This window comes from Paraburkholderia sp. J8-2 (assembly GCF_905220195.1).
GTDB lineage: Bacteria > Pseudomonadota > Gammaproteobacteria > Burkholderiales > Burkholderiaceae > Paraburkholderia.
Map to the genome: position 1 here is coordinate 17,557 of NZ_CAJMZA010000013.1, position 23,389 is coordinate 40,945.

Sequence of the window (23,389 nt, forward strand, 5' to 3'; positions counted from 1 at the left end):
CATGCGCGCTCGCTCTGTGGCCACGTCAATAGGCCGAATAAGGGACGACCGGCCGCGGCGGGAACGGCACCGGCCCCTTCTGCGGCGAGAAGAAGTAGCGCATGTAAAGCACGCCCACGTTCGGCGCGTAGTCGCGCGAGCGGTCGATCGAAAAGCGTCCGCCCACCACGAAGTGCTCTGTCACGCGGTATTCGAGCGCGGCTTCGATCGTATAGCTGAAGCCGCCGCCCGAGCCGCCGCCGAAATACGGCGAGCCGAGATCGTTGGCGCTCATGAACGCGAGCGCCTGAGCCTGCAGGCCTGGCCGCGTGGGGTAGAACGGCGACTGGTTTTCATTCGTGAACGACATGCCCACCGACCCGTCGATCTCCCACGAAAGCTTCTTGTAGCGGCCGGTCCAGTCGAGCGGAATGCCGATCGAAAAATAGCTTTGCGGACTGTAATAGCCGCCGTTACCAAACGTGTAGTTGTGCTCGTTCTTCGAGTACTTCCAGTAGTTGAGGATCAGGCCGCTCGACACGATCTGGTCGGGCCGCCTGAACACGGACCAGTCGTAGCCGCTGCGCACCTTGAACTCCTGGTTGGTCTCCACGTTGGTGCCGGTCAGGAGTCCGAAGCCGATGCTCGTGAAGATCGTGCCGGGCCCGAAGTCCTTCGCGCCGCGCACCGTGAAGCCATTGCGCACCACGCCGCCCCACTTCTCGCCAGTGACCGGATCGATGCCGCCCGCGTACGAAACCAGGCTGGCGGTCACGGGCCGGCGCGAGACGTCGAGCGACAGCGACGAACTGTTCTGGAAGTCGTGGCGGTACTGAATGCCGCCCAGCACGCTCGTGATCGGAAAGCCCACCGGCGTGCTGCCGATGTCGGCGCGCCAGCTATTGTTCGCGCCGCTGAACTCGTAGCCCGCTGCGAGCGCGACGCCCTTGGCGGTCTCGTTGATGTTCCCGAGTCCGGCGTTGCCGAGCGCCGCGATCTTGCCGTACTTGGACGCGGTGTCGAGGTCGCCGCCGGGCAGCGTGCCGGCGTTCAGGTAGACCGTATCGGCATGGAAGAAATAATGGCCCGTGTAGCCGTCCGGAATGCGCACGTAGAGCGGGACTTCGGTGGCGTGCAGTTCGGAAATGCCGGGGTCGCCCGAAAGGTTCGACTGATACCAGCCGGTTGCGACCTGCCCCTGCTTGCGGTCTTCCAGACTCTGCAGCGCGCGGCCGGCCGATGTCGTGCCATCGGCGTCCGGCTGCGTGCCTTCGGCCTCTTCCTGCGTGCGCGAAGTGCGATAAAGGTTCGCGGCCTCGTTGTAGTTGCCGCGCGCCTGCGCCACGCGCCCCGCCTGGATCGTGATGTCCGGGTTGTCCGGATATTGCTCGTGCAACGGATCGACCACGGCGGAAGCCTCGTCGTTCAGCCCGAGCGCGGTGAAGCGCCGCGCCACGGCAAGGCGCGTGTCGATGTCGTTCTCCGCGGTGTCGGCCAGCACTGCGCGCACCATGTCGGCGGCCTCCCGGTCTCGGCCCATGCGCTCCAGCATACGCGCAACGGCGAGGCGTGCATCGGCGTCGTCGGGTTGCGTGGCGAGCACCTTCTGCGCCGCGGCCATCGCACCCTTGTAGTCGCCCTTCGCGTCGAGCAGATCCACCTCTTCGAGGAGCCACCGCCGGTTCGACTTGAGGCGGTCGGGCACGGCGTCGAGCGTGTGGCGTGCGGCCGTGAGGTCGCCCGCTTCGATCTGCCGGTCGGTTTCGCGCACCGCCAGGCGCAGCTCCTGGTCGTCGAGACTGGCCAGCTGCTCCTCGGTGATGCCGGGCTGATCGCGCGTGGCGTCGATCCAGTTCGCCCACGCGTCGTCGCGGTTGGCCGCCGCCAGCAGCTCGCCGTAGCGCACCCGCGCGCCGTTGGCCGCCGGGTCGTCGGGGTGCGCCGCGAGCCAGTCCTGCACGAGCTTCAGGCCCCGGTCCGGCTCGCCGATGGCGATCCACTCGCGCCCGACCGTGGCGAGCATCTGCGGGTCGTTGGCCGCGTTGGCGTCGGCGGCGGCGGAGTCGAGCAGCGCGCGCGCTTCGTCTTCCTTGCCCTGGGCGATGAGCTGGCGGGCCTGCGCGATCTTCTTCTGCGCGGCGAGGTTGCCTATCAGCTCGCGCATGCCCTGGCTGCGTTCGGCCTCTGGCACAGCCGCGAGCTGTGCGGCGGCCGCGTCGACGTCGTCCACGGAATTCAGGTAGAGCGCCGTGGCGTAGCGCATGTCGGGCGCCTGCGAGACTTTCAGGCCGTCTTCCATGACCTGGCGGCCCAGCGCGGGCAGGCCCAGATCGCGATACTGGCGCGCGAGCGTGAAGCGCGTCCAGGCGTCGTCGGGCGTGAGGCGCACGGCCTCTTCGAGTTTCGCGATGGCCGGGCTCTTGCGGTTGTCCGCGAGCAACTGGTCTGCCTGGATCGAGAGCAGCTCGGCGTGCAGGCGCTTGAGCTCCGCCGTCGAACCGCTCACGCGCGGCGTCGTGGCGGCGATCAACGGTTCGATCTCGTTTTCGCGATGGGTTTCGCGCAGCACCGTCACGAGGCCGCGCAGCGCGTCCATGTCGGGCTTGGGCGCGTTCACGAGTGGACGCAGCACGGCTTCGGCTTCTGGCCACTTCTTTTGCGCGATGAGCGCGTTGCCGAGAATGTCGCTGGCGGTCGTGTTGCCCGGATCGAGCTTGAGCGCCTCGCGCGCGAGCGCTTCGGCTTGTTCCGGTTTGCCTTGCGAATTGGCATCGCGCGCCTTGGCAATGGTGCCCCAGATGGTGGCCGTCTTTTCGAGGCTGCGCCACTTGCCGGCGTTGTCCGGGTCGAGCTTGAGGGCGCGCGCGAACAGTTCGCGCGCCTCGTCGTGGCGGCCTTCGCGCAGCCGCACGAGGCCGAGCGCGCCAATGGTTTCGCCGTCGTTGGGGTTCGCGCGCTGCGCGCTTTGCAGCGAGGTTTCGGCGTCCTTGAGATCGCCGCGGTCGAGTTGCGCGAGGCCGCGCGCGCGGTCGGCGGCGCCGGGGCCGGGCCGGGCGCGGGCCTGAGTCGAAGCGCCGCTCGTTGCAGCTGCACGCGAGGGTGCGGGCGCGGTGACGACGGCCTGCGGGTTCTGCGCCTGCGCGAGCGCCTGCGCCTGGCCCTTCGCGCCGAGCTTCTTGCCGAGATCGGCCACGGTCTGCTGCGCGTCGGTGTCGTCGGGCACTTCCTGCAAATAGCGCAGATACCACACGTAGTAGGCCGGATCGTCGCGCCCGGCGCTGCCGAGTGCGCGGCGCCACAGTTCGAGCGCAAGCGCGCGATTGCTGTCCTGGCGCTGGTACACGCGGTAGATGAGGTTGAGGCCTTCCATGCGCGTGTCGGCGCGGTCGGTGAGCAGGTCGCCGAGGATCAGCGCGAGACGCGGGTCGTTCGGATTCTGCTTCACGCGCGTGCGCAATTCGCTGATCGCCTGCGCGCGGCCCGCGGTGGTGCCGGCGAGGATGCGGTAATAGTCGCGTGCGAGATCGCCCGCGGGCGCGCCGTTCGGAAACAGCTTGAGCAGGCGTGCCGAGGCTTCGTCGCTCTTGCCCGCGGCCGAGAGCAGACGGATCTGGGCCATCTCCATCTTGCCGCTCGTGGCGATGCGGTAGGCGTCGTCGAGTTCCTTCGTCGCGCTCGCGTTCGGGGCGATTTTCTTGAGCTGCGCGAGGATTTTCGCGGCCTCGGCCGGGCGGTTCGAGCGCAGCTCGATTTCGCCGAGCAAGGCGAGCGCGTCGGGCTGCTTCGGGTCGAACAGCAGCGCTTTTTGCACGAGCCCACGTGCGACGTCCGGACGATTCTTGCCTTCCCACATGCGCGCGGCCGAGAGCAGTTGCTCGGCCTGGGCGCCTGGCGTGGCGGCGTTGGCCGCTGGCTGCGGAGCCGTCTGCGCCGAGGCAGGATATGGCGACGCGGCGACGAGCAGCGCAACGAGCGGCGCGATGTTCGGCAACAAGCGGCTCGGCGGCGTGCCGGGACTGGCGAGGCCCGGCAGCGCGCACGCAGCGAGGCGCCGCGCCTCACGGCGCGCGCTGCGCGCACGGGCGCCGCGGCGAGCAGACGCGAGGGCGTTCAGCGCGGCGTGGGGCATGCGCTCGTCCATGCTGGGGCAACGCGGCCTTGCGCGTCGAAATGGTAGAGGCCGTCGAGGTAGCCGAGCCCGAACAGCATCAGCACGCTGCTGTAGTAGCCAGGCGGCGACTTCTGCGCGAGCGTGCGGCTGCGCTCGGCCTGAGCGTTCGCGAGATCGCTGCGGCCAAGCGCGGCCAGGTACGGCGCGACCGCGGCGGAAAAGCCGCCGTTGCCCTCGTTCGGCCCCGCTGTACCCGTAGTCGTGTCGACGCGCTCGGGCGGAAAACCCTGTGTGCCGACAAAGTCCGCGAGCGGCTTGAAGGTGGCGAGCGTGCTGGCGCGCAGCGGGTCGTCGCTCGCGAGCATGCCGGCCCACAGGTACACGCGAATGGCGTTGTAGGCGCTTTCGGCGTGCGTTTGCGCGTCGGGGGCGAAGCCGCCTTTCGCGTGATATTCCACCCAGTCGGGCGAGTAGCCCTTGGGCGCGGTCTCGTTGACGAGTCTCGCCGAGGAAGCCAGCAGCGCCTTCCATTCGCTCGCCTGTGGCAGCGCGAGCATGAAGCGCCGCATGACCTGGAGCGGCACGTAGCTCGGGTTCAGGCGCCAGCCGTCCTTGCCGATCGTGAAACCCACGGGCCCTGGCAGCACCGTGCGCCCAAGCCCCGGCAGCACGGCAGTTTCCTCGCGCACGATGTTGCGGGCCATGATCGTGCCGAGCGCGGTATAGCGGCGCTCGTTCCAGAGGCGCCCGGCTTCGAGCAGCGTGTAGGCGATCCAGAGGTCGGCGTCGCTGGCGGGGTTGCTGTCGATCACGCCCCACTGGGGCTCGCCGGCGTGCGCGGCGCTGGCCGGCGCGGGAGCGGAAGCGCCCGCAGCCGCGACCGGCTTGCCGTCATCGCCGATATCGCGGCGCCCCCAGATCCATGCGGGCAAATGCGAGGCGAGATCGCCCTGCGCGAGATTGTTTTCGGTCCACGTGAGGACCTTGTCGAAGCTCGCCCGGTCGTTCGCGACCAGCGCGAAGAAGAGCGCGTAGGACTGCCCTTCGGAAACGGTGATCTGGCGAGGCGTGCTCGCGTCGATCACGCGGCCGTCGGCGCTCAGCAGCGTGCTGCGGAATGTGCTCCATGCGGGCCAGGCGCAGGCGGCGGGGCTGGCGGACTTTGCGGCGGTAGCGTTTGCAACTGGCGCACCTGGCGCGCCTGGTGCGGCCGGCGCAGCCGCGTGCGCCGTGGCAGCCGGCATCAGCAGTGTCAATGCGGCGAGTGTCCCGAGTGGCCCTGGCGGCGCGAGCGGCGCGCAGGCGAGCGCGCCGGCCGTGAGCCAGCGCGCAAACCGGGGCGCGAGCCGTGGCGCCAGAGCCGGCGCGAGCGTAGCCAAACCCGGGCGCATGATCAGGTCCCGGAGCGGCGGGTGGCCATGCGGCCGAGCGCCCAGAACACGGTGAGCGCAACGATCAGACCGGCCAGAATGCCCGCGAGCGCCATCAGCGACGGGTAGCGCGAGATCAACACCCAGGCGCGCGCATACCACGGCAGATCGCCGACGAAATAGCGCTCGCCCACGCGCAGGCCTTCAACCTGGCCGTGGCGCACGAGCGTGAGGTCGCCGTGCATCTGCGAGATCCTGGCGCCGTCCTGAAGCGCGTCGAGCACGTCGCCGAGCTGGGCCGACGAGGTGGTGGCGAGCGCCACCACGCTTCTGCCCGACTTCAGCGGCGACTCGAAGCCGATCAGCGCCGCCATCGGTCCGCCGAGCGTGACGATCGAGCGACCCGACGGCGTCGGGTCTTCGTCTTCGGTGCCGCCAAGCCAGCCGGGCCAGCCGGAGCGCTGGTCGCGCGTGGTCACCTCGGTCCTGCCGCGCTCGATGAGAAGCGGCAGGTCCTTGCCCCACTTTTCGAGCAACTGCGCGCCCGAGCCCACGCCGAGCACGAGCAGGTCGCTGTTGCGCACGGTGTCCACCTGGCTGGCCGGTACGATCGTCAGGCGCAGCGAGGGCAGGCCGGTCCACTGGCCCATGTGGCCGAGCAGCGTGAGCACGGCTTCCTGATCCTTCGTGTCGGGTTCGTCCGGAATCACGAGGGCCGTCTCGGAGAGGTCGGCCATGCGCGTGAATGGATAACCGCTGTTCGCGAAGTAGGCGAGATTGGGCAGCGCCGTGTAGTGCGCGAAGCCGCTGAAGTCGATGACCGAGTCGGGATCGACGGCCGCACGCGCGACATCGGTGGCGGTGGACGTGCACAGGCCCGTCTTCTGCGAATCGATATGAAACTGGAACTGGAACTGGTTGTCGCTGCCCACGCGGAACGCGGGAATCTCCAGATTGGTCGCAGCGCGCGTGTCCGAGCCCGAGAGCAGCGGCACGTTGATGCGCGCTTCGTCGGCGGCACGCGTGACGGGCCGCAGCCGCTGCGAGCGCACGAGCTGATCGTTGATGCTCACGTTGAGCACCGAGTCGTTCCACGCGGAAGGCGCCGTGTAGCGATAGCGGATATCGAGCGGCACGTTGCCCCGCGCCCACGCGTAGAGGTCGGCGGGCACGCGCAGATTCACGCGGATCGCGGGTGGGTTGTAGCCCGACACCTGGAGCTGCTGCGGGTCGGTGACCAGCTCGCGGAACAGCACGGGCCGGTCGGTGGGCACCCAGTTCGGCGCGTCGTAGGGCTTGCGCTCAGGCCCGAGATCGATCGACTTCACCATCACGCTGTTGCCCGTCATGCCCGCTTGCCCGAGCGCGAGTGCATAGGCGGCGTTCTGGAGTTCCTCGGGCGTGCGGCCGGCGAGCACGAGGAGCTTGCGTCCCGACTGCGGATCGGCGGCCGGGTTCGCCATGACCGAGATCGTGGGGCCCGTGATCTCCGGCAGCTTCAGCCCCTCGGGCACCTGCCCCGGCAGCACGAGCGCGATGGCGTTGGCGTCGGGTGGCACCGTGCGCGTGACCGGGAAGCGCGAGCCGCGATAGCTCGCGAGCGCGCCGAGCCACGACGAGACCACGCCCGCCGCACGCAGCACGGGCACGCCCGCGTTGGCGGCCAGCACGAAGGGCACGCGCACGAGCCGGTTGTCGTGGCGGTCGAAGAACGGCACGGGCAGCAGCGCAAGACTATCCGGCAGGACGATGCCCGCCGTGTTGAGCGTGAGCGACGTCTCGGGACTCACGTCGGCCCAGAGGCTCGAATGATAGGCATCCTCGCAATGATCGAGCGTGTAGTGCGCGATCATCTGCACGGTGATGCGGTTGTAGTCGGTGAAGAGGCGCGGATCGAGATCGATCTCGCTCGTCACGAGTTGCCCGGCTGTCTCCTTCACGAGCGGAATCGTCGCGACGACTTCACCGTTCACAAACACCTTGAGATGCGAAAGCGACCAGATCAGCGAGGGCGAGTAGGTGTAGACGAGCTTGAGCTTCGCGCCAGTCACCACTTCGTCGGTGCGCACGTCGACGCTCATGCCGGCGGTGGGATCGAGCCCGCGCAGCGCGATCGGCCCGTACACACCCATCTGGCGCAGCGTGAACGTGCGTGAGCGCGGCTCGCCAAGCGGCGCGGGCGCGGCAGGCCCGGGAATGACGGCGCCGGGCGCCGTCTGGATGACAACGGGCCCGGTCACCGCGGCGGAGGCCGCTGCCGGCGCGGCAGCGGGAACGTCGCTTGCTCCGGGCGCTGCCGCCTTGGTGGTCTGTGTAGCCGCGATAGCCGATTTGTCCACCGCGAAGAGGCTCGCCCCCAGCAGCAATCCGGCGACGAGCGCGCCCAGCCCAACTTGAACGGATAGTCGCATCGCAACAGCCCTTTGTTTTCTTCGCAGTGACTGTCTTTATCCAGTAAAGACAGCGATCAGGGATATTAGCGGCGTGGTGCCGCCAGTCGTTATCTCGAAACGGCGTCAATGTGGGTGGAGTGTAGCGGAGAGCAGAGGATCGTGCCCTATGAATGCACGTGTTTATGCCTGTTGCGTAGCGCGCGCAGACGACGGGCCGGCGCGGCCTGGCGGCCGATTTGACAGTTGCGCGCGTGGGTGCGGCGGCCCGCTTGGGGCGTTTGACAATTCCTGAGCGCGCAACAAAGAGCGGCGGCGTTGCGAATGCGCAACGGGGTCTTGCGCCTCGCGTGCCGAGTCAGCTTTCAGAGTCATTCAATCAGGATCCCGAACTGATGTTGCGCGAGCGGATGCGGTAATCTTGGCAGCGTGATCCAGACGGGAACAGGGTAATGAACGAGCAAACGTGGCAAGCAGTGGATGACTGGTTCTGCGATCGGCTGATCGGCCCGGATGACGCGCTCGACGGCGCGCTCGCGGCAAGCGCGAAGGCGGGCCTGCGTGCGATCAACGTGGCGCCGAATCAGGGCAAGTTTCTGCATCTGCTCGCGCGCATTCAGGGCGCGCGGCGCATACTCGAAATCGGCACGCTGGGCGGCTATAGCGCGATCTGGCTTGGGCGCGCGCTGCCCGACAATGGCGCGATGGTGTCGCTCGAATTCAGCCCGGAGAACGCGGCCGTTGCGCGCGCCAACATCGCGCGGGCGGGGCTCGATGCGAAGGTCAAGGTCGTGACGGGACTTGCGCTCGAATCGCTCGACGCGTTGATTGCGCAAGGCGAGCCGCCGTTCGACTTCGTGTTTATCGACGCGGACAAGAGCAACAATCCGAACTACCTCGAACGCGTGCTGAAGCTATCGCGTCCCGGTACGGTCATCGTTGCCGATAACGTGGTGCGGGAAGGGCGCGTGGCCGATCCTGCACATCACGAGGACGATGTGGTCGGCTTGCGGCGCTACTTCGACATGCTGGCTCACGACGAGCGGCTGGCGACGACCGCTGTGCAGACGGTGGGAAGCAAGGGCTGGGATGGGTTTGCGATTACGGTGGTGGGCAGATAACGAACGTGCGTTGTCCGTAGACATACGGTAAAAGCAAAAAGGGCCTGGCAGATGAACTGCCGGGCCCTTTCTTCACAGTGCTATGTGCGCTCGATTGCCGATCAGAAGTCCGTCGTCATCGAGAACAGCACGGTACGCGGCGCACCCATCGTCAGATAGCCGCCGTTGGTCGACGACCAGTACGCCTTGTTCGCGAGGTTATACACGTTCGCGCGGAACGTAGTCGGACGCCCGAACACGTTCGTCGCATAGCGCGCACCGATATCCACCGTGTCCCATGCCTTGATCGACATGGTGTTGGCCGCGTCGAAATACTGCGGACCCGTATGCGTCCAGCGCGCCGAAAGCGTGAGGCCCTGAACCCAGGGCACGTCGTACTCGGCGCCCAGGTTGAGCAGGAAGCTCGGCACGCCCACCGGCGTCTTGCCGTCGGTCGAGCCGCCGTCGGTGTCGAGTTGCACGGCGTTGATATAGGTTGCGCCCGCAATCAAACGCACGCCCTTGTACACCTCGCCGAACACCGACGCCTCCACGCCGCGATGGCGCTCGTTGCCGTTGGCCACATAGGCGCCCGCGCTATTGGTGTACGTCTGCGGCTTTTCGAGCTGGAACAGCGCGAGCTGCGCGCCGTACTTGCCGTTGTCGTACTTGGCGCCCACTTCATACTGCTTCGTGCGTTCCGGCGCGAGCTGCGCGCCATAGTTCGTCGTGCCTTGAGGGGCAATGCCGCCTGCCGAAAGCGACTCGCTGCGGTTCGCGTAGATCGACACGTTCTCCCACGGCTTGACCACGAGGCCGAACAGCGGCGTGGTGATCGAGTCGTTGTAGTTCGACGTTTGCAGCAGCGTGGACGACGAGTAGCCGTTCGACAGAATCTCCTGGTGACGCACGCCCACCGTGAACAGCACGCGGTCATGGAAGAAGCCGAGCGTGTCCGAAGCTGAGATGCTGCGCAGCAGGTTCAGCGCCGTGATCGGCGGGTTGCCGTCCATGCCGGCCTGCATCGTGGTGGCCGGATACGGCACCTGCGGCGTGTTGTAGAGATCGGTCGTGAACGGGCCGCCATAGGTCCAGCCCGACTGCGTTTCCACGCGCACGATCGAGGCGCCCGCGGTCACGAAGTGGCTCACCGGGCCCGTGTCGAAGTGGCCGCGCACGCCCGCTTCCGCCGAGGTCGCGCCTTCCTTGCGCACGACGCCCAGGCGCGAGCCATAGGTGTTCGTGGGATCGGTGTAGTAGGGCGAGAAGTATTCGCCGTGCTCGTTCGTGTGGCGCACGCCGCCCGTCACATACGCGGTCCAGCCGGGCAGGAAGTCGTATTCGGCGCGCAGGATGCCGACCGTGTCTTCCGCATCGCTATACGACCAGGTTTGCGCGTAGTTGTGCGTGGCCGAAGGCACGGCCGGGATCTCGTCGCCGAGGACGTAGACCACCGGGCGCCCGTCCGACACGTGCTGGCGCTGATACAGGAAGTCGCCTTCGAGGCGCAGCTTGTCGCCGCGCCAGTCGAGCGCCACGGCCGTCTGGTTGTTGCGGCGGTTTTCACCGTCGATGCTCGTTTCGCCGTCGCGGTTCGACTGGTTCACGCGAATGCCGAACTGGTCGTTGTCGCCGAAGCGGCGGCCCACGTCGATATGCGTGCCGAACTCGCCCGAGGCGCTGCCTTCGAGCGTCACGCGCGTGAGCGGTTTGTCGTCGGCGCGCTTCAGTTGCAGGTTCACGCTGCCGCCAATCGCGCTGCCGTTGGGCGAGGCGCCGTTCACGAACGCGCTCGCGCCCTTGAAGATGTCCACGCGCTCGAGCGCGGCGGTCTCGACGAGCTGGCGCGGCGTGATGCCGTAGAGGCCGTTGAGCGAGACGTCGTCGCTGTCGAGCGTGAAGCCGCGAATGACGTAGATCTCCTGGAAGTTGCCGTAGCCATAAGCCGTGCGCACAGCAGGATCGTTCGAGAGCACGTCGCCGATGGTGCGCGCCTGCTGGTCTTCGATCAGCTTCGCCGTGTACGTCGCCATGCTGAACGGCATGTCGATGTTCTTCTGCGAGCCGAACACGCCGAAGTCGCCGCCGCGCGCCACCTGGCCGCCGCCGAAGGTCGGCTGCAGATCGCCCGGCAGCCTTTCCTGGGCCGCTTGCACTTTCACGGCGGGCAGCGTGGCGTTGCTTGCGTCACCGGTTGCGGCGGCGCCGCTCGCTGCCGTGGGCGTTGCGGCAGCTTGCGCGAATGCCGCGGCGGGCAGGCTGAAGGCGACAGCAATGGCGGCGAGGATGGCAGCGCGGGAAGTCGGGAGACGCGAAGGCAAGTTGAAAGACGAGGGCAAACGTGATGCGGACATAAAAAGGGTTCGTAGCAAGGTAGCGCTGGCGCTCCGTGATGCCTTGGTGCTGCGCTCAGGCTCCGGGCGAATGGTTATGCTTTGCCGGTCAGACAGGGCTCGCGGAGCTGGCCCCATGAGCGGCCCGGAAAAGTATGCGGATTGTATTGCAAATGAGAATGCTTGTTATTTAAATATTGCTGTCAATAGGTGTATTCAGCGTTTACGCAACAATTTCAGCATCAGGCATTCGATGTGGGCGCAACGAAAGGTTCGAAAAATTTCAGGGTCGTAAGACTTGAGTGCGTACGCTTTCACTCAACGTTGCGCGCTCAACCAACGCAGCACGCGCTCCTGACTGCCGCATGGGAAAAACCCGGCCCGGTTCGTTCGCAAGAGGGTTTGTTTGCGGTGCCAATAAGCAGATTCGATACCTTTAGGCAGTCCTTTCGTTGGTTCGCGAGGCGCGCCCAAACCTACAATGGGGCTTCGTGATGAAGGACGTCTGGTGAACCGGAAATGACTGAACAATCGATGCTCGTGGTGAGCGCACACAGCGCGGATTTCGTATGGCGCGCGGGCGGCGCGATTGCCCTGCACAGGAAGAACGGCTATCGCGTGAAAGTGGTGTGCCTCTCGTTTGGCGAGCGCGGCGAGTCGGCGAAGCTCTGGCGCAAGGGCCCCGACATGACCATCGAGAAAGTGAAGGCCGCGCGCCGCGAGGAGGCGCTCGCCGCCGCGGAGATCCTGGGCGCCCAATGCGAGTTCTTCGATCTGGGCGACTATCCGCTGCGCGTTTCCGATGAAGCGCTCATGCGCCTCGTCGATGTGTATCGCGACGTGCAACCGGCCTTCGTGCTGAGCCACTCGCAGAAGGACCCGTACAACTTCGATCATCCGCTCGCCATGCATGTGGCCCAGGAAGCGCGCATCATCGCGCAGGCCGAGGGCCACAATCCGGGGCAGAAGATCGTCGGCGCGCCGCCCGTCTACGCGTTCGAACCGCACCAGACCGAGCAGTGCGAGTGGATTCCGAACACCTTCCTCGACATTACCGAAGTGTGGGACGTGAAGCGCCGCGCCATTGAGTGCATGGCGGGCCAGGAACACCTTTGGGAGTACTACACGCGTGTCGCGCAGCAGCGCGGCGTGCAGGCCAAGCGCAACATCGGCATTACGGCGAAGCGCGACATTCAATACGCGGAAGGCTATATGCGCCTGACGCCCGCAGTAGTGGGAGATCTGTCATGAAACGCGGTGTAGTCGTCACCCAGATTCCGCGCGCCGACGCGCGCCACATCGAAATCCTCAAGGAAGCCGGCTCGGCCACCGTGCACGAGGCGCAAAGCCGTCTTGGCTTGCTCGCCACGTATTTGCGGCCCATTTATTCGGGCGCCGCGATTGCGGGCTCGGCCGTGACCGTGCTGATGCCGCCCTCGGACAACTGGATGCTGCACGTGGCCGTGGAGCAGTGCCGTGAAGGCGACGTGCTCGTGGCCGCGCCCACGTCGCCCTGCGAAGACGGCTACTTCGGCGAACTGCTCGCCACCTCGCTTGCGGCGCGCGGCGTGCGCGGGCTCATTATCGACGCGGGTTGCCGCGACGTGCGCGCACTGAAGGCGATGGACTTCCCGGTGTGGTCGAAGGCCGTTTCGGCGCAAGGCACGGTGAAGGAAACGCTCGGCTCGGTGAACGTGCCGGTGGTGTGCGCGCAGCAGATCGTGCATCCGGGCGACGTGATCGTGGCCGACGACGACGGCGTGGTCGTGGTGCCGTTCGACACGGTTGCGAAGGTCGTGGAAGCGACGCAGGCGCGCCTTGCCAAGGAAGAAAAAACGCGCGCGGTGCTCGCCGGCGGCACGCTCGGCCTCGACTATTACGGCATGCGCGAGCGCCTTGCCGAAAAGGGCCTGCGCTACGTCAACACTGCGGCAGACGCTTGAGTCCGGTACGCACGACGCACTAGCAGCAAGCACGAAAACGAGCGCCGCAAGGGCGCTCGTTTCGCTTTGTGACTACATGAGGCGTTGCGTCAGAGAATGCGCTCCAGCGCCTTGGCGAGCCTGCCGACCGCGCCTTCGACGTCATGCAGTTTTTCGAGGCCGAATAATCCAATGCGGAAGGTCTTGAAGTCTTCCGGCTCGTCGCACATCAGGGGCACGCCGGCCGCGATCTGCAAGCCGGCGTCGGCGAACTTCTTGCCGGATCGTATGCCATCGTCGTCGGAGTAGCTGACCACGACACCCGGCGCCTGAAAACCTTCGGCCGCTACGCTTCTGAACCCCTTGCTCGCGAGCAGCGCCCGAATGCGCTTGCCGAGTTCGAGCTGCTCCGCCATCACCTTGTCGAAGCCGTAAGCCTCGGTTTCCTTGATCACGTCGCGCAGCGTCGCGAGACTGTCCGTGGGCATCGTGGCGTGATAAGCGAACCCGCCGTTCTCGTAGGCTTCCATGATCTGCAGCCACTTGCGAAGATCGCAGGCGAAGCTGGTGCTGGTCGTGGCATCAATGCGTTCGCGGGCGAGCGAGTTGAGCATGACCAATGCGCAGCAAGGTGAAGCGCTCCACCCCTTTTGCGGGGCGCTGATCAGGATATCGATGCCGCTCGCCTCCATGTCGACCCAGACCGTACCGGAGGCGATGCAATCGAGTACGAACATGCCGCCTACGGCGTGCACAGCGTCGGCCACCGCGCGCAAATACGCGTTGGGCAGCATCATGCCGGATGCGGTTTCGACATGCGGCGCAAAGACCAGATCGGGCTTGTTCTCCTTGATCGCAGCAACGACTTCTTCGATGGGCGGCGGTGCATAGGCGGCTTGCCTTCCCTGTTCGACCGGGCGCGCCTTCAACACGATCGATTCAGACGGAATGCCGCCCATGTCGAAAATCTGCGACCAGCGGAAGCTGAACCAGCCGTTGCGAATGACGAGGCATTTCTTGTTCGTCGCGAACTGGCGGGCAACGGCTTCCATGCCGAAAGTCCCGCTGCCCGGAACCACCACGACCGACTTCGCGTTGTAGACTTTTTTCAGCGACGCGGAGATATCTCGCATGACGCCTTGAAAGCGCTGCGACATATGATTGATCGAGCGGTCGGTGTAGACCACTGAATATTCGAGGAGTCCCTCGCGGTCGACGTTGGGAAGTAAACCTGGCACGCTCGCCTCCGATAAAGGATGAACATTGTGAGCAGTATTTGCGGTTCGCTACTGCCGCAACAATGCAAAATGTTTTATGCCGCGACGGAAATAGATTCTAACGAAAGCCGTCTGTCGCTTGGGGCATATTTTTACCGGCTATCCGGCGCACGCATGCAGCGTCGCGTCGCCCGTGACAATGGTGCGATGCGGCAGAGTCAGTGTCTGCCTTGGTTGCGCGCGGGCGGCTGCGGATTATTGGCCGGGTTCGTATCGAACCGGCTCACGCTTTCGATGCCCACCTGATCAGCAAGGGTGGAGAGCCGCGCATACAGCGAGTCGGCGGCCTCGCTGTCGTAGACCTCTTCACCGCGAATGTAGACCGTGAACGACTTCAGGTATTTCGCCTTTTTCTCGCGATTGCCAATCGTGTCTTTCGTCCATTGATATAACGGATAGCGCTCGCGCCCCTCGCGTTCCGCTGCGTCGACATAGTCGGCGAACGCGTCGAACTGACACTTCAAAGAGGCGTCGTACTCGCGCAAAACAGCTTCGAGCAAATCGCGCCCGTCGTAGGGCCTGCCCGCACGCAGCGCATCGGCCAACGCGGGGGTGACGGTGATACGGACCTGGAATTGCCATGCTTCTGTCATGTATGCACTCCCGCGCTGGCGAACCACTACGCTCTGTCGCACGACGATCAGCCCGCGCGCCGTCCCTCCACCACGCGCGTTGCGGGCGCAACGTCCATGACCGCGAGCCGGATCGCGTCGATCAGCGCACGCGCCGCAGGCGAGGGCGAGCCCTGCGCGCGCAGCGTGAGCCCGATATCGCGGCGCGTGTGCTGCAACGGCACGTCGAGGATCACCAACTGGCCCGACTCGATTTCGTAATGCAACTGCTGCGCCGAGAGCGCCGTGATCATGTCCGTGCCGAGCAGCAGCCCGCGAATCACGGCGAGGTCAGCGGTTTCGACGGTGGGCAGCGGCGGCTTGAGCTTCACGCGACGGAACTGCGCCTCGAGCAGCCCGCGCGAGGGCGAATGCGTGCGCGAAAGAATCCATTGTGCGTCACGCAGATCGTTCAGCGTGAGACCATGCTTTTTCGCGAGCGGATGGTCATGCCGCGCGAGCACCACCATGTCCTCCGACATCAGCCGCTCGTTGCCAAGGCCGCTGGCCGCGTCGTTTTCGCGCAGCGCGCCGAGCACGAAGTCCACGTCGCCCGCGCGCAGGCCCGCCACGAGCAGCTCATAAGCGCTTTCGTCGGTCACCACGCGCACGCCTGGATGCTGCGCGGAAAGACGCGCGATCGCGGCGGGCAGGATCAGCGTGCGGCCCAAAGGCAGCGCGCCCACCGTCACCGAGCCCTGGATATTGCCGTGCAGCGCCGCGATATCGTCGGGCACGTGGCGCAATTCGTTGAGCGCGCGCCGCACGTGCAGCAGGAACGTTTCGCCTTCAGCCGTAAGCAGCACGCCGCGCGGTCCGCGATGGAAGAGCGTGACGCCCGAGCCGCTTTCGAGCACGCGCATGGCGCTGCTCACCGCGGGTTGGCTGATGCCGAATGCATTGGCCGTGCTCGGCATGTGGCGATGCCGCGCCAGCGCGACGAATAGCTGCAGCCGCCGTGTGTTGAGCAGATACGCGGGCAGCGTGCCTTCGCTCAACGCGCGACGGCGCGCCTGGCGCGCGGCGCACCACTGCGCCAGCTCTTCCAGTTCGCCAAAAATGCGCGCGCAGCGCTCGAGCACCACGCGGCCCACGGCCGTGGGCAGCATGCCCGATGGCTTGCGCTCGAAGAGCGGCGCGCCGAGCGCCGTCTCCAGTTCCTGTACCGAGCGCGTGACGGCCGACTGCGCGCGATACAGGGCCGAAGCGGCGCGCGTGGCGCTGCCGGTGTCGGCAACGAGGCGAAAGGCGCGCAGATGCGCGAGATTCAGGAGTTCGGGCTGGCTCACGGCGCGATCATGTCGTTTTGGGTGGGATACGTGCCGTGTCTCATGCGGCCACTGCGGCGGCCACTGCGGCGCCAACTGCGCTCAGATGCAGGCGGTCGACCGAGAGATTGAGGCTCTCCTTCGAAATATGCGTGTGCTCTTTCATCAGCGCTTCGACGCGCGCGCCTTCGCCGTTCACGAGCGCGCCGACAATCGCGTGATGCTGGCGGTGCGCATACGAGAGCATCATGAACTGGCGCTGCTGCGCGGCCTTGTCGAACACCACCGTGCCCGGCGAGACGAATGGAATCTTGTCGTTGAGCGCGAGCGCGGCGCTCACCGCGAGATTGTGCGCCGCTTCCACAATGAGTGCGTGGAAGCGGCCGTTCATCGCGGCGTAGCGCGTTTCCGCTTCGCTGTCGAGCACGCCGGCCGCGAAAATCGCGTCGCCCTCGCGCAGGCAGTCTTCGAGCGCGCGCGCGAGCGCCGCATCCACACCGCGCTCGGCGACCGTGCGTGCGGCGAGCCCTTCGAGCACGCCGCGCACGTCAATGGCGTTGAGCACGTCGGTCACCGAAAAGCGCCGCACTGTATAGCCGCGCGCGCCCGAGCGCTCGACGAGGCCCTCGGTGGCGAGCACACTGAGCGCATAGCGCAGCGGCGTGCGTGAAATTCCGAGGCGCTCGGCGAGCTGGGCCTCGACGAGCCGTTCGCCGGGCGCGAGTTCGCCGGACAGGATGCGCGTGCGCAGCGCCTGCACGATAGTTTGCTGGGTCGTCCCGTTCATGTCTTGCGTGAATCGCAGTGTGCGAGGCGCGCGGCGTATGGCGCGCGTGGCCCTTGCGAGTTCGTTCTTTTGATATCTGTTTCGTTTATGAGGGCGTTGCCGGGGCGGATCTTCCGCACTTCCCGCAATGGTCTTTCAGGATACCAAAAACCGTTACGGCGCGCGGGTTTGAGCGATCGGCCGAGTGTGCGAAAACGCTCAAAAGCCCTGAATTCATGAGGAAAAGGGAAAAATTCGTGGTTAACCCTTGCTTACGGTTTGGGCGGCATTTTTGTAATTTCGTATCCCAATTGATGGATCGAAGGCGTCTGCCGACGTATCCGGTCCAGCGCGGCGCGAGTGCGCCGCATGAACAGCAGCAGAGGGCAAGATCATGGCAAGAATAGTGGGCGGCATCGGCACATCGCACGTGCCGACAATCGGCATGGCATACGACAAGGGCAAGCAGAACGAACCCGCGTGGGCGCCGCTCTTCCAGGGGTACGAACCGGTGGCGCAGTGGCTCGCCGAGCGCAAGCCGGACGCGCTCGTGATGTTCTACAACGACCACGCCAACAGCTTCTTCTTCGACTGCTACCCGACCTTCGCGCTGGGCGTTTCCGCCAGGCACGAGTTCGCCGACGAAGGCGCGGGCAAACGCGCGCTGCCGGACATTGCGGGCCACCCCGACCTCGCGATCCACATTGCCGAGCAACTCGTGAACGACGAGTTCGACCTCACGATCTTCCAGGACAAACCGCTCGACCACGGCTGCAATTCGCCGCTTTCGCTCATGCTGCCGCACGAAGGCGGATGGCCCGCCGCGCTGGTGCCGATCCAGGTGAACGTGCTGCAGTATCCGCTGCCGACCGCCAACCGCTGCTACCGGATCGGCCAAGCGCTGCGCCGCGCGATCGAATCGTTCGAGCAGGACCTCGATATCGTCGTGGTGGGCACGGGCGGCCTTTCGCACCAGGTACACGGCGAGCGCAGCGGCTACAACAACACCGAATGGGACATGGAGTTTCTCGACCTGATCGTGAACGATCCGGAGCGCCTCGCTCGCATGAAGCACGTGGATTACGTGCGCCTTGGCGGCGCGGAGAGCGTGGAGACGATCATGTGGCTCGCCATGCGCGGGGCGCTGGGCGGCAAGATCCGCGAAGTCCATCGCAACTACTATCTCGCGACCAGCACGGCGATGGCGGTCACGGTGTACGAAGAAGAGGGCCAGCAATGAATCCGCAACTGGCTGGCATCGAGGAACTCACGGGCACCTACCCGTTCGACATTCGCCAGAGCATGAAGGCCATGCGCCTGAACCGCTTCTTCTGGGAAATGCGTTTGCCGCAGGCGCGCGAACTGTGGCTGAGCGATCGCAAGGCCGCCTACGACGCAGCGGCGCTTACCAACGAGGAGCGCGCGCTCATCGACGCAACGGACTGGCTCGGCCTCATTCAATACGGCGTGTGCTTTTTCGTGCTGGAGAAGTTCGCGCGCGTGGTGAAGATCACGAATCTCGGCATGTACGCGAGCATGCGCGGCGAAACCCTCGAGGCGTTCCTGAAGACGCGCAAGGTGCCCGACGCGGTTTGATCGCTCGATCGACCGTTTTATCCCGCTTGATCTCCCGATTCGCTTTTGCGCTTAAGCGGGCGTTTTGCCCGCTCGAGCGCGTTTGACCCGCGTGGCCCATATGCCGCGCGCTTGCTTGCGGCTCGCCTGATCTCGGGGTGGCGAGCCGGATAACCTTCGATGCTCGAATAAACAGGTTTGTTCAAAACAGGAGACTTGGAGAATGCAGGATCATAAGCAGTACAAAAAAATTGCATTGGCGATTACGGGGGCCATCGGCGCGATGGCATGCGCGGCACCTGCGTTCGCGCAAAGCAGCGTGACGCTCTACGGGATGATGGACACGGGCATTACCTACGTGAGCAACCAGGGCGGCAAGCACAACCTCAAGATGGACGACGGTGTGAACGGCCCGAACCTCTGGGGCATCACCGGCACGGAAGACCTGGGCGGCGGCACGAAGGCCTTCTTCCAGCTCGTCAACCAGTTCCAGGTGGACAACGGCGCCTTCATGCCGAACAAGAGCCTCTTTAGCCGTACCTCGATTCTGGGCCTGAGCAACGACAAGCTGGGCAAGCTCACGCTCGGCAACCAGTACGACTTCATGACGGACTCGTTGTATTTCGCAGGCAACGATCCGGCGGAACTCTCGGGCCACTTTTATGATTTCCGCGCGGGTCCGTTCCAGAAGCTCGCGCTGCCGAACAACGCGACCGGTGCATTCGACTGGGACCGCATGGCAGGCGAGACCGTCAACAACTCCGTGAAGTATCTGTCGCCGACGTTCGGCGGCTTCAGCGCGGGCGCGATGTACAGCTTCGGCGGCGTGGCCGGTTCGATCGGCACGGGCAACGGCACGAGCTTCGCGCTGAACTACTCGGCGCATGACTTCGGCGTGAACGCGGCCTATACGAATCTCAAGACCGTCGTGACGGGCGAAGGCGACGTGAGCGTGCGCAACTGGGGTATTGGCGCGCATTACCGTTTTGGCGGCTGGATTACGAATGCGCTCTTCACCACGGTGCATAACTCGGCCAACGGCGGCTCGGTGTACGAGGGCTCGGTAGGCGCGCACTACAACTTCACGCCTGCGCTGAGCGCCGGCGCGTCGTACATGTACATGAAGGGCAACGAGGTGGTCGACAACAATCACGCTCACCAGGTCGCGGCGATCGTCGATTACGCGCTCTCCAAGCGCACCAGCGTGTACGTGCTGGGCGTGTACCAGCGTGCCAGCTCGGGCGGTCTTGCGCAGATCAACGGCATGAACTCCTCGGACGGCGCTTCGAGCGGTCAGAGCCAGGCGGTTGCGCGCGTGGGCCTGCATACGCACTTCTGATGCACGTCTAGCCTCATTTTCTCCGGTAGTTGTTTGACGCCGCCCGATCGCCTGATCGCGCGGCGTTTTTTCATGCTGCGCGTCCTTTCACGCAATGCACGCGAATTGGGCAAAATAGCGCCAGTCGAAACAGCACTCGCGTGACGAGAAAGGAAGTTTCATGACGGACACGGTGGATTGCGTCGTGATCGGCGCGGGCGTAGTTGGTCTCGCGGTTGCGCGAGCGTGTGCGCGGCAAGGCTGGGAAACCGTCCTCGTCGAGGCGGAAAACGCCATCGGCACGGGCACCAGTTCGCGCAACAGCGAAGTGATACACGCGGGCATCTACTATCCGCAAGGCTCGCTCAAGGCGCGGCTGTGCGTGCGGGGCAAGCGCCAGCTCTACGCGTATTGCGAAGAGACGGGCGTGGAACACAGCCGCTGCGGCAAGTTCATCGTCGCAACACAGGAAGGGCAGCTCGACGCGCTGCGCGCGATTCGCGCGGCGGCGGCCGCCAATGGCGTGAACGACCTGCGCTGGCTCGAGCGCGACGAGGCGCGCGCCATGGAGCCCGCGCTCAATTGCGTGGCTGCGCTCGAATCGCCCTCCACGGGCATTGTGGACAGCCACGGCTTGATGCTCGCGCTGCAGGGCGACTTCGAAGCGGCGGGCGGCATGCTCGCGTTTTGCTCGCCGGTCACGGGTGGCCTGGTGACGCCGGGCCAGCCGACGCTGCTCAAGGTTGGTGGCGACGAGCCGATGGAATTGCTTGCCACGCGCGTGGTGAACAGCGCGGGCCTCTACGCGCAGCAGGTAGCGGCTTGCATCGAAGGCGTGCCGCAGCAATCGATCCCGCCGGTGCGCTACGCGAAAGGCAATTACTACTCGCTTACAGGCGCGGCGCCGTTTTCGCGGCTCATCTACCCTGTGCCGGAGGAAGGGGGCCTGGGCGTCCATCTGACGATCGACCTTGGCCACCAGGCGCGCTTTGGCCCCGACGTGCAGTGGATCGACACGATCGACTACACCGTGGACCCGGGCCGCGCGGCGAAATTCTACGAGGCGATTCGCACCTACTGGCCAGCGCTGCCTGACGACTCGCTGCAACCGGGGTATGCTGGCATCCGCCCGAAGCTGGCCGAGGGCAAGCATGGCGGCGACTTCGTGATCCAGGACGCACGCGAGCACGGCGTAAGCGGGCTCGTGAACCTCTACGGCATCGAGTCGCCGGGGCTGACGGCTTCGCTCGCGATTGCGGACGAGGTGGTCGAACGTCTAAACATGAACTGACTGCAGTCGCGAATCAACGCGAATCACAAGGAGAACAGGATGGTCTACGAGATGGCGCATATCGCAGTGAGCGCAGGCAAGAACGCCGAATTCGAGGCGGCCGTGGCGCAAGCGCTGCCGCTCTTTCACCGTGCGCGCGGCTGCCGCGCCGTGGAACTGCAGCGCGGCGTGGAAGAGCCGAACCAGTATGTGCTCGTCGTGCAGTGGGATACCGTCGAGGATCACATGGTGCACTTTCGCGAGTCGGATGACTTTCAGGAGTGGCGGCGCCTCGTCGGCCCGTACTTCGAGAAGCCGCCGGTCGTGGGGCACACGCAGGTCGTGGTGAAGTAACTCGCAGGGCGCGGGCGGGTTGCGTTGCCGCCCGCTGCGCTTACGCCTTGATATCGAACCCCTCCACGTACCCCACTGCATCTTCCCCGTCCCAAACGCGTCCATCGATGAACGGCGCGCTCACCGCGTCGCGAGGCACTTCAACCCCTATCGTCGCGGCCGCTTGCGCATACATCGCCGTCTGATTGAGCGCGCAAGCGATCTCGCGATAGTCGCTTCGCCGCGCGAGCATGCCCCATCGTTCGAACTGCGTAAGAAACCACACGCCCTCCGATTCGCGCGGATAGTTCACGCGGCCTTCTTCGAAGAACTTCATTCCGGGCGCGTTCGAAGCCGCATCGGCTTCTAGCCGGGCCGCGATCAGCCTGGCGTCCACGCCCAGCATCTCGGGGCGCGCGAGCCACTGCGCAATCTCGCGCCGATTGCCTTCGCCGTCCAGCCAGCGGCACGCTTCGAGCATCGTCTGCACCAGGGCGCGCGCCGTATTCGGGTGGCGCGCCACGAAATCGCGCCGGCAGGCGAGCACTTTCTCGGGATGATCCGGCCAGATCGCCCCGCTCGCGATGATCGTGCGTCCCACGCCGCGCTGCTCGGCGAGCCCCGCCCACGGCTCGCCCACGCACAGGCCGTCGAGGCGATCTTCGGCCAGGGCGGCCACCATCTGCGGCGGCGGTATCACCACGCTCTCGACGTCGCGCAGCGGATGCACGCCCTGCGAAGCGAGCCAGTAATACAGCCACATCGCGTGCGTGCCGGTGGGAAAGGTCTGAGCGAACACGGGCTTGCGCGCAAGCGTTGCGAGCGCGCGCGGCAGCGAGCCGTGTTCGGCGAGCGCGTCCGCGAGACGGTTCGAAAGCGTGATCGCCTGACCGTTGCGATTGAGCACCATCAGCACGGCCATGTCGGTTTGCGGGCCGCCAAGGCCGAGCTGCACGCCATACACGAGCCCGTAGAGCGAATGCGCGGCGTCGAGTTCGCCAGAGAGCAGCTTGTCGCGCAGCGCGGCCCACGAGGGCTGGCGCGAGAGTTCGAGCGTGAGGCCGTGCGCGTGGCCGAACTCGAGCAGCTTCGCGGCGACGAGCGGCGCGGCGTCGGCGAGCGGCACGAAGCCGATCTTCAGATGGGTTTTCTCGGGCGCGCCGAGCGTGGTGGTGGCGTTCATGGTCGGTCCTGCACGTCGCCCGCTGCGACGATCTGGCGGGCGACTTCGGCGAGCTTCACGCTCTGGTTCATCGCGCGCTTGCGCAGCGCCGCGTAGGCGGCGGGCTCGGTCAGCTTCTGTTGCTCCATCAGGATGCGTTTGGCGCGGTCGATCAGCTTGCGCTCGGCCAGCTCGTTCTCCGCCTGCGTGAGACGCTCGCGCAACTGCGCTTCCTGGGCAAAGCGCGCGAGCGCGACTTCGAGGATCGGCGCAAGGCGCTCGCTCGCGAGACCTTCCACGAGATACGCGGTCACACCCGCGCTCACGGCAGAGCGGATGAGCTGCTGGTTGGCGTCGTGGCTGAACATCAGCACCGGACGCGGCGCGGTGGCGTTCATCACCGCGAGCTGTTCGAGCGTGTCGCGCGAGGGCGACTCGGTATCGATGATGATGACGTCGGGCCGCTCGCGCTCGACGACGCGGTGCAGCGCCTGCGGTGTCGCAGGCTCGGCGAGCATGTCGTAGCCGAGCTTGGCGAGCGCGTCGCGCAGGTCGCCGATAGGCTTGTCGGTGTCGGTTACGAGCAGTACGCGCAGCATGGGGA

General features: G+C 65.8%; 18 protein-coding genes. 8 read left to right on the forward strand and 10 right to left on the reverse strand.

Annotated elements, in window-relative coordinates; translation table 11 throughout:
* Positions 1 to 25 precede the first annotated feature (25 nt).
* Genes U5A52_RS25035 through bcsB form a run of 3 tightly spaced genes read right to left on the reverse strand, consistent with a single transcriptional unit; the run spans position 26 to position 7,871 of the window.
* Positions 26 to 4,108 carry a cellulose synthase subunit BcsC-related outer membrane protein gene (locus U5A52_RS25035; protein ID WP_321936620.1) on the reverse strand — a complete coding sequence of 1,361 codons (4,083 nt, stop codon included), beginning with the start codon at positions 4,106 to 4,108 and terminating at the stop codon, positions 26 to 28.
* Positions 4,090 to 5,481, reverse strand: a complete 1,392-nt coding sequence (gene bcsZ / locus U5A52_RS25040; protein WP_321936621.1) for a cellulose synthase complex periplasmic endoglucanase BcsZ — start codon at positions 5,479 to 5,481, stop codon at positions 4,090 to 4,092. The genes U5A52_RS25035 and bcsZ overlap by 19 nt, the downstream gene beginning before the upstream one ends.
* Positions 5,482 to 5,483: 2 nt before the next feature.
* Positions 5,484 to 7,871 (reverse strand): cellulose biosynthesis cyclic di-GMP-binding regulatory protein BcsB, encoded by a 2,388-nt coding sequence (gene bcsB, locus U5A52_RS25045; protein WP_321914137.1) that lies wholly within the window; start codon positions 7,869 to 7,871, stop codon positions 5,484 to 5,486.
* A gap of 431 nt (positions 7,872 to 8,302) precedes the next feature.
* On the opposite strand from bcsB, the gene U5A52_RS25050 reads away from it, so the two are divergent.
* Positions 8,303 to 8,971: an O-methyltransferase gene (locus U5A52_RS25050; RefSeq protein ID WP_321936622.1), complete on the forward strand. Its 669-nt coding sequence runs from the start codon at positions 8,303 to 8,305 to the stop codon at positions 8,969 to 8,971.
* A gap of 101 nt (positions 8,972 to 9,072) precedes the next feature.
* On the opposite strand, the gene U5A52_RS25055 is transcribed toward U5A52_RS25050, so the two are convergent.
* Positions 9,073 to 11,304 (reverse strand): TonB-dependent siderophore receptor, encoded by a 2,232-nt coding sequence (locus U5A52_RS25055; protein ID WP_321936623.1) that lies wholly within the window; start codon positions 11,302 to 11,304, stop codon positions 9,073 to 9,075.
* Between the two features lie 498 nt (positions 11,305 to 11,802).
* On the opposite strand from U5A52_RS25055, the gene U5A52_RS25060 reads away from it, so the two are divergent.
* Positions 11,803 to 12,534 carry a PIG-L deacetylase family protein gene (locus tag U5A52_RS25060; RefSeq protein WP_321914134.1) on the forward strand — a complete coding sequence of 244 codons (732 nt, stop codon included), beginning with the start codon at positions 11,803 to 11,805 and terminating at the stop codon, positions 12,532 to 12,534.
* A complete protein-coding gene (locus tag U5A52_RS25065; RefSeq protein WP_321914133.1) occupies positions 12,531 to 13,226 on the forward strand; it encodes a 4-carboxy-4-hydroxy-2-oxoadipate aldolase/oxaloacetate decarboxylase in 696 nt (231 codons plus the stop codon). The genes U5A52_RS25060 and U5A52_RS25065 overlap by 4 nt, the downstream gene beginning before the upstream one ends.
* A gap of 89 nt (positions 13,227 to 13,315) precedes the next feature.
* On the opposite strand, the gene U5A52_RS25070 is transcribed toward U5A52_RS25065, so the two are convergent.
* The 4 genes from U5A52_RS25070 to U5A52_RS25085 all read right to left on the reverse strand — a co-directional run bounded on the left by U5A52_RS25070 (position 13,316) and on the right by U5A52_RS25085 (position 17,148).
* A complete protein-coding gene (locus U5A52_RS25070; RefSeq protein WP_321936624.1) occupies positions 13,316 to 14,443 on the reverse strand; it encodes an aminotransferase class V-fold PLP-dependent enzyme in 1,128 nt (375 codons plus the stop codon).
* A 197-nt stretch (positions 14,444 to 14,640) separates the two neighbouring features.
* Positions 14,641 to 15,075 carry a hypothetical protein gene (locus U5A52_RS25075; protein ID WP_321936625.1) on the reverse strand — a complete coding sequence of 145 codons (435 nt, stop codon included), beginning with the start codon at positions 15,073 to 15,075 and terminating at the stop codon, positions 14,641 to 14,643.
* Between the two features lie 47 nt (positions 15,076 to 15,122).
* On the reverse strand, positions 15,123 to 16,382 hold the full coding sequence (locus U5A52_RS25080) for a LysR family transcriptional regulator (protein ID WP_321914131.1): 1,260 nt from the start codon (positions 16,380 to 16,382) through the stop codon (positions 15,123 to 15,125).
* Positions 16,383 to 16,422: 40 nt separating this feature from the next.
* On the reverse strand, positions 16,423 to 17,148 hold the full coding sequence (locus tag U5A52_RS25085) for a GntR family transcriptional regulator (protein ID WP_321914130.1): 726 nt from the start codon (positions 17,146 to 17,148) through the stop codon (positions 16,423 to 16,425).
* A gap of 373 nt (positions 17,149 to 17,521) precedes the next feature.
* Here U5A52_RS25085 and U5A52_RS25090 point away from each other — a divergent pair, with 373 nt between their 5' ends.
* The 5 genes from U5A52_RS25090 to U5A52_RS25110 all read left to right on the forward strand — a co-directional run bounded on the left by U5A52_RS25090 (position 17,522) and on the right by U5A52_RS25110 (position 21,644).
* On the forward strand, positions 17,522 to 18,367 hold the full coding sequence (locus U5A52_RS25090) for a gallate dioxygenase (protein WP_321914129.1): 846 nt from the start codon (positions 17,522 to 17,524) through the stop codon (positions 18,365 to 18,367).
* A complete protein-coding gene (locus U5A52_RS25095; protein ID WP_321914128.1) occupies positions 18,364 to 18,723 on the forward strand; it encodes a protocatechuate 3,4-dioxygenase in 360 nt (119 codons plus the stop codon). The genes U5A52_RS25090 and U5A52_RS25095 overlap by 4 nt, the downstream gene beginning before the upstream one ends.
* Before the next feature lie 202 nt (positions 18,724 to 18,925).
* Complete coding sequence (locus U5A52_RS25100; protein WP_415774051.1) at positions 18,926 to 20,041, forward strand: porin; 1,116 nt, start codon at positions 18,926 to 18,928, stop codon at positions 20,039 to 20,041.
* A gap of 160 nt (positions 20,042 to 20,201) precedes the next feature.
* A complete protein-coding gene (locus tag U5A52_RS25105; RefSeq protein WP_321936626.1) occupies positions 20,202 to 21,311 on the forward strand; it encodes an NAD(P)/FAD-dependent oxidoreductase in 1,110 nt (369 codons plus the stop codon).
* A 39-nt stretch (positions 21,312 to 21,350) separates the two neighbouring features.
* Positions 21,351 to 21,644, forward strand: coding sequence for an antibiotic biosynthesis monooxygenase (locus U5A52_RS25110; RefSeq protein ID WP_321914126.1), 294 nt, complete (start codon positions 21,351 to 21,353; stop codon positions 21,642 to 21,644).
* A gap of 40 nt (positions 21,645 to 21,684) precedes the next feature.
* On the opposite strand, the gene U5A52_RS25115 is transcribed toward U5A52_RS25110, so the two are convergent.
* Together U5A52_RS25115 and U5A52_RS25120 are read right to left on the reverse strand one after the other, a co-directional pair.
* Positions 21,685 to 22,806: a CmpA/NrtA family ABC transporter substrate-binding protein gene (locus U5A52_RS25115; protein WP_321936627.1), complete on the reverse strand. Its 1,122-nt coding sequence runs from the start codon at positions 22,804 to 22,806 to the stop codon at positions 21,685 to 21,687.
* Positions 22,803 to 23,384: an ANTAR domain-containing response regulator gene (locus tag U5A52_RS25120; protein WP_321914124.1), complete on the reverse strand. Its 582-nt coding sequence runs from the start codon at positions 23,382 to 23,384 to the stop codon at positions 22,803 to 22,805. The genes U5A52_RS25115 and U5A52_RS25120 overlap by 4 nt, the downstream gene beginning before the upstream one ends.
* Between the last annotated feature and the right edge of the window lie 5 nt (positions 23,385 to 23,389).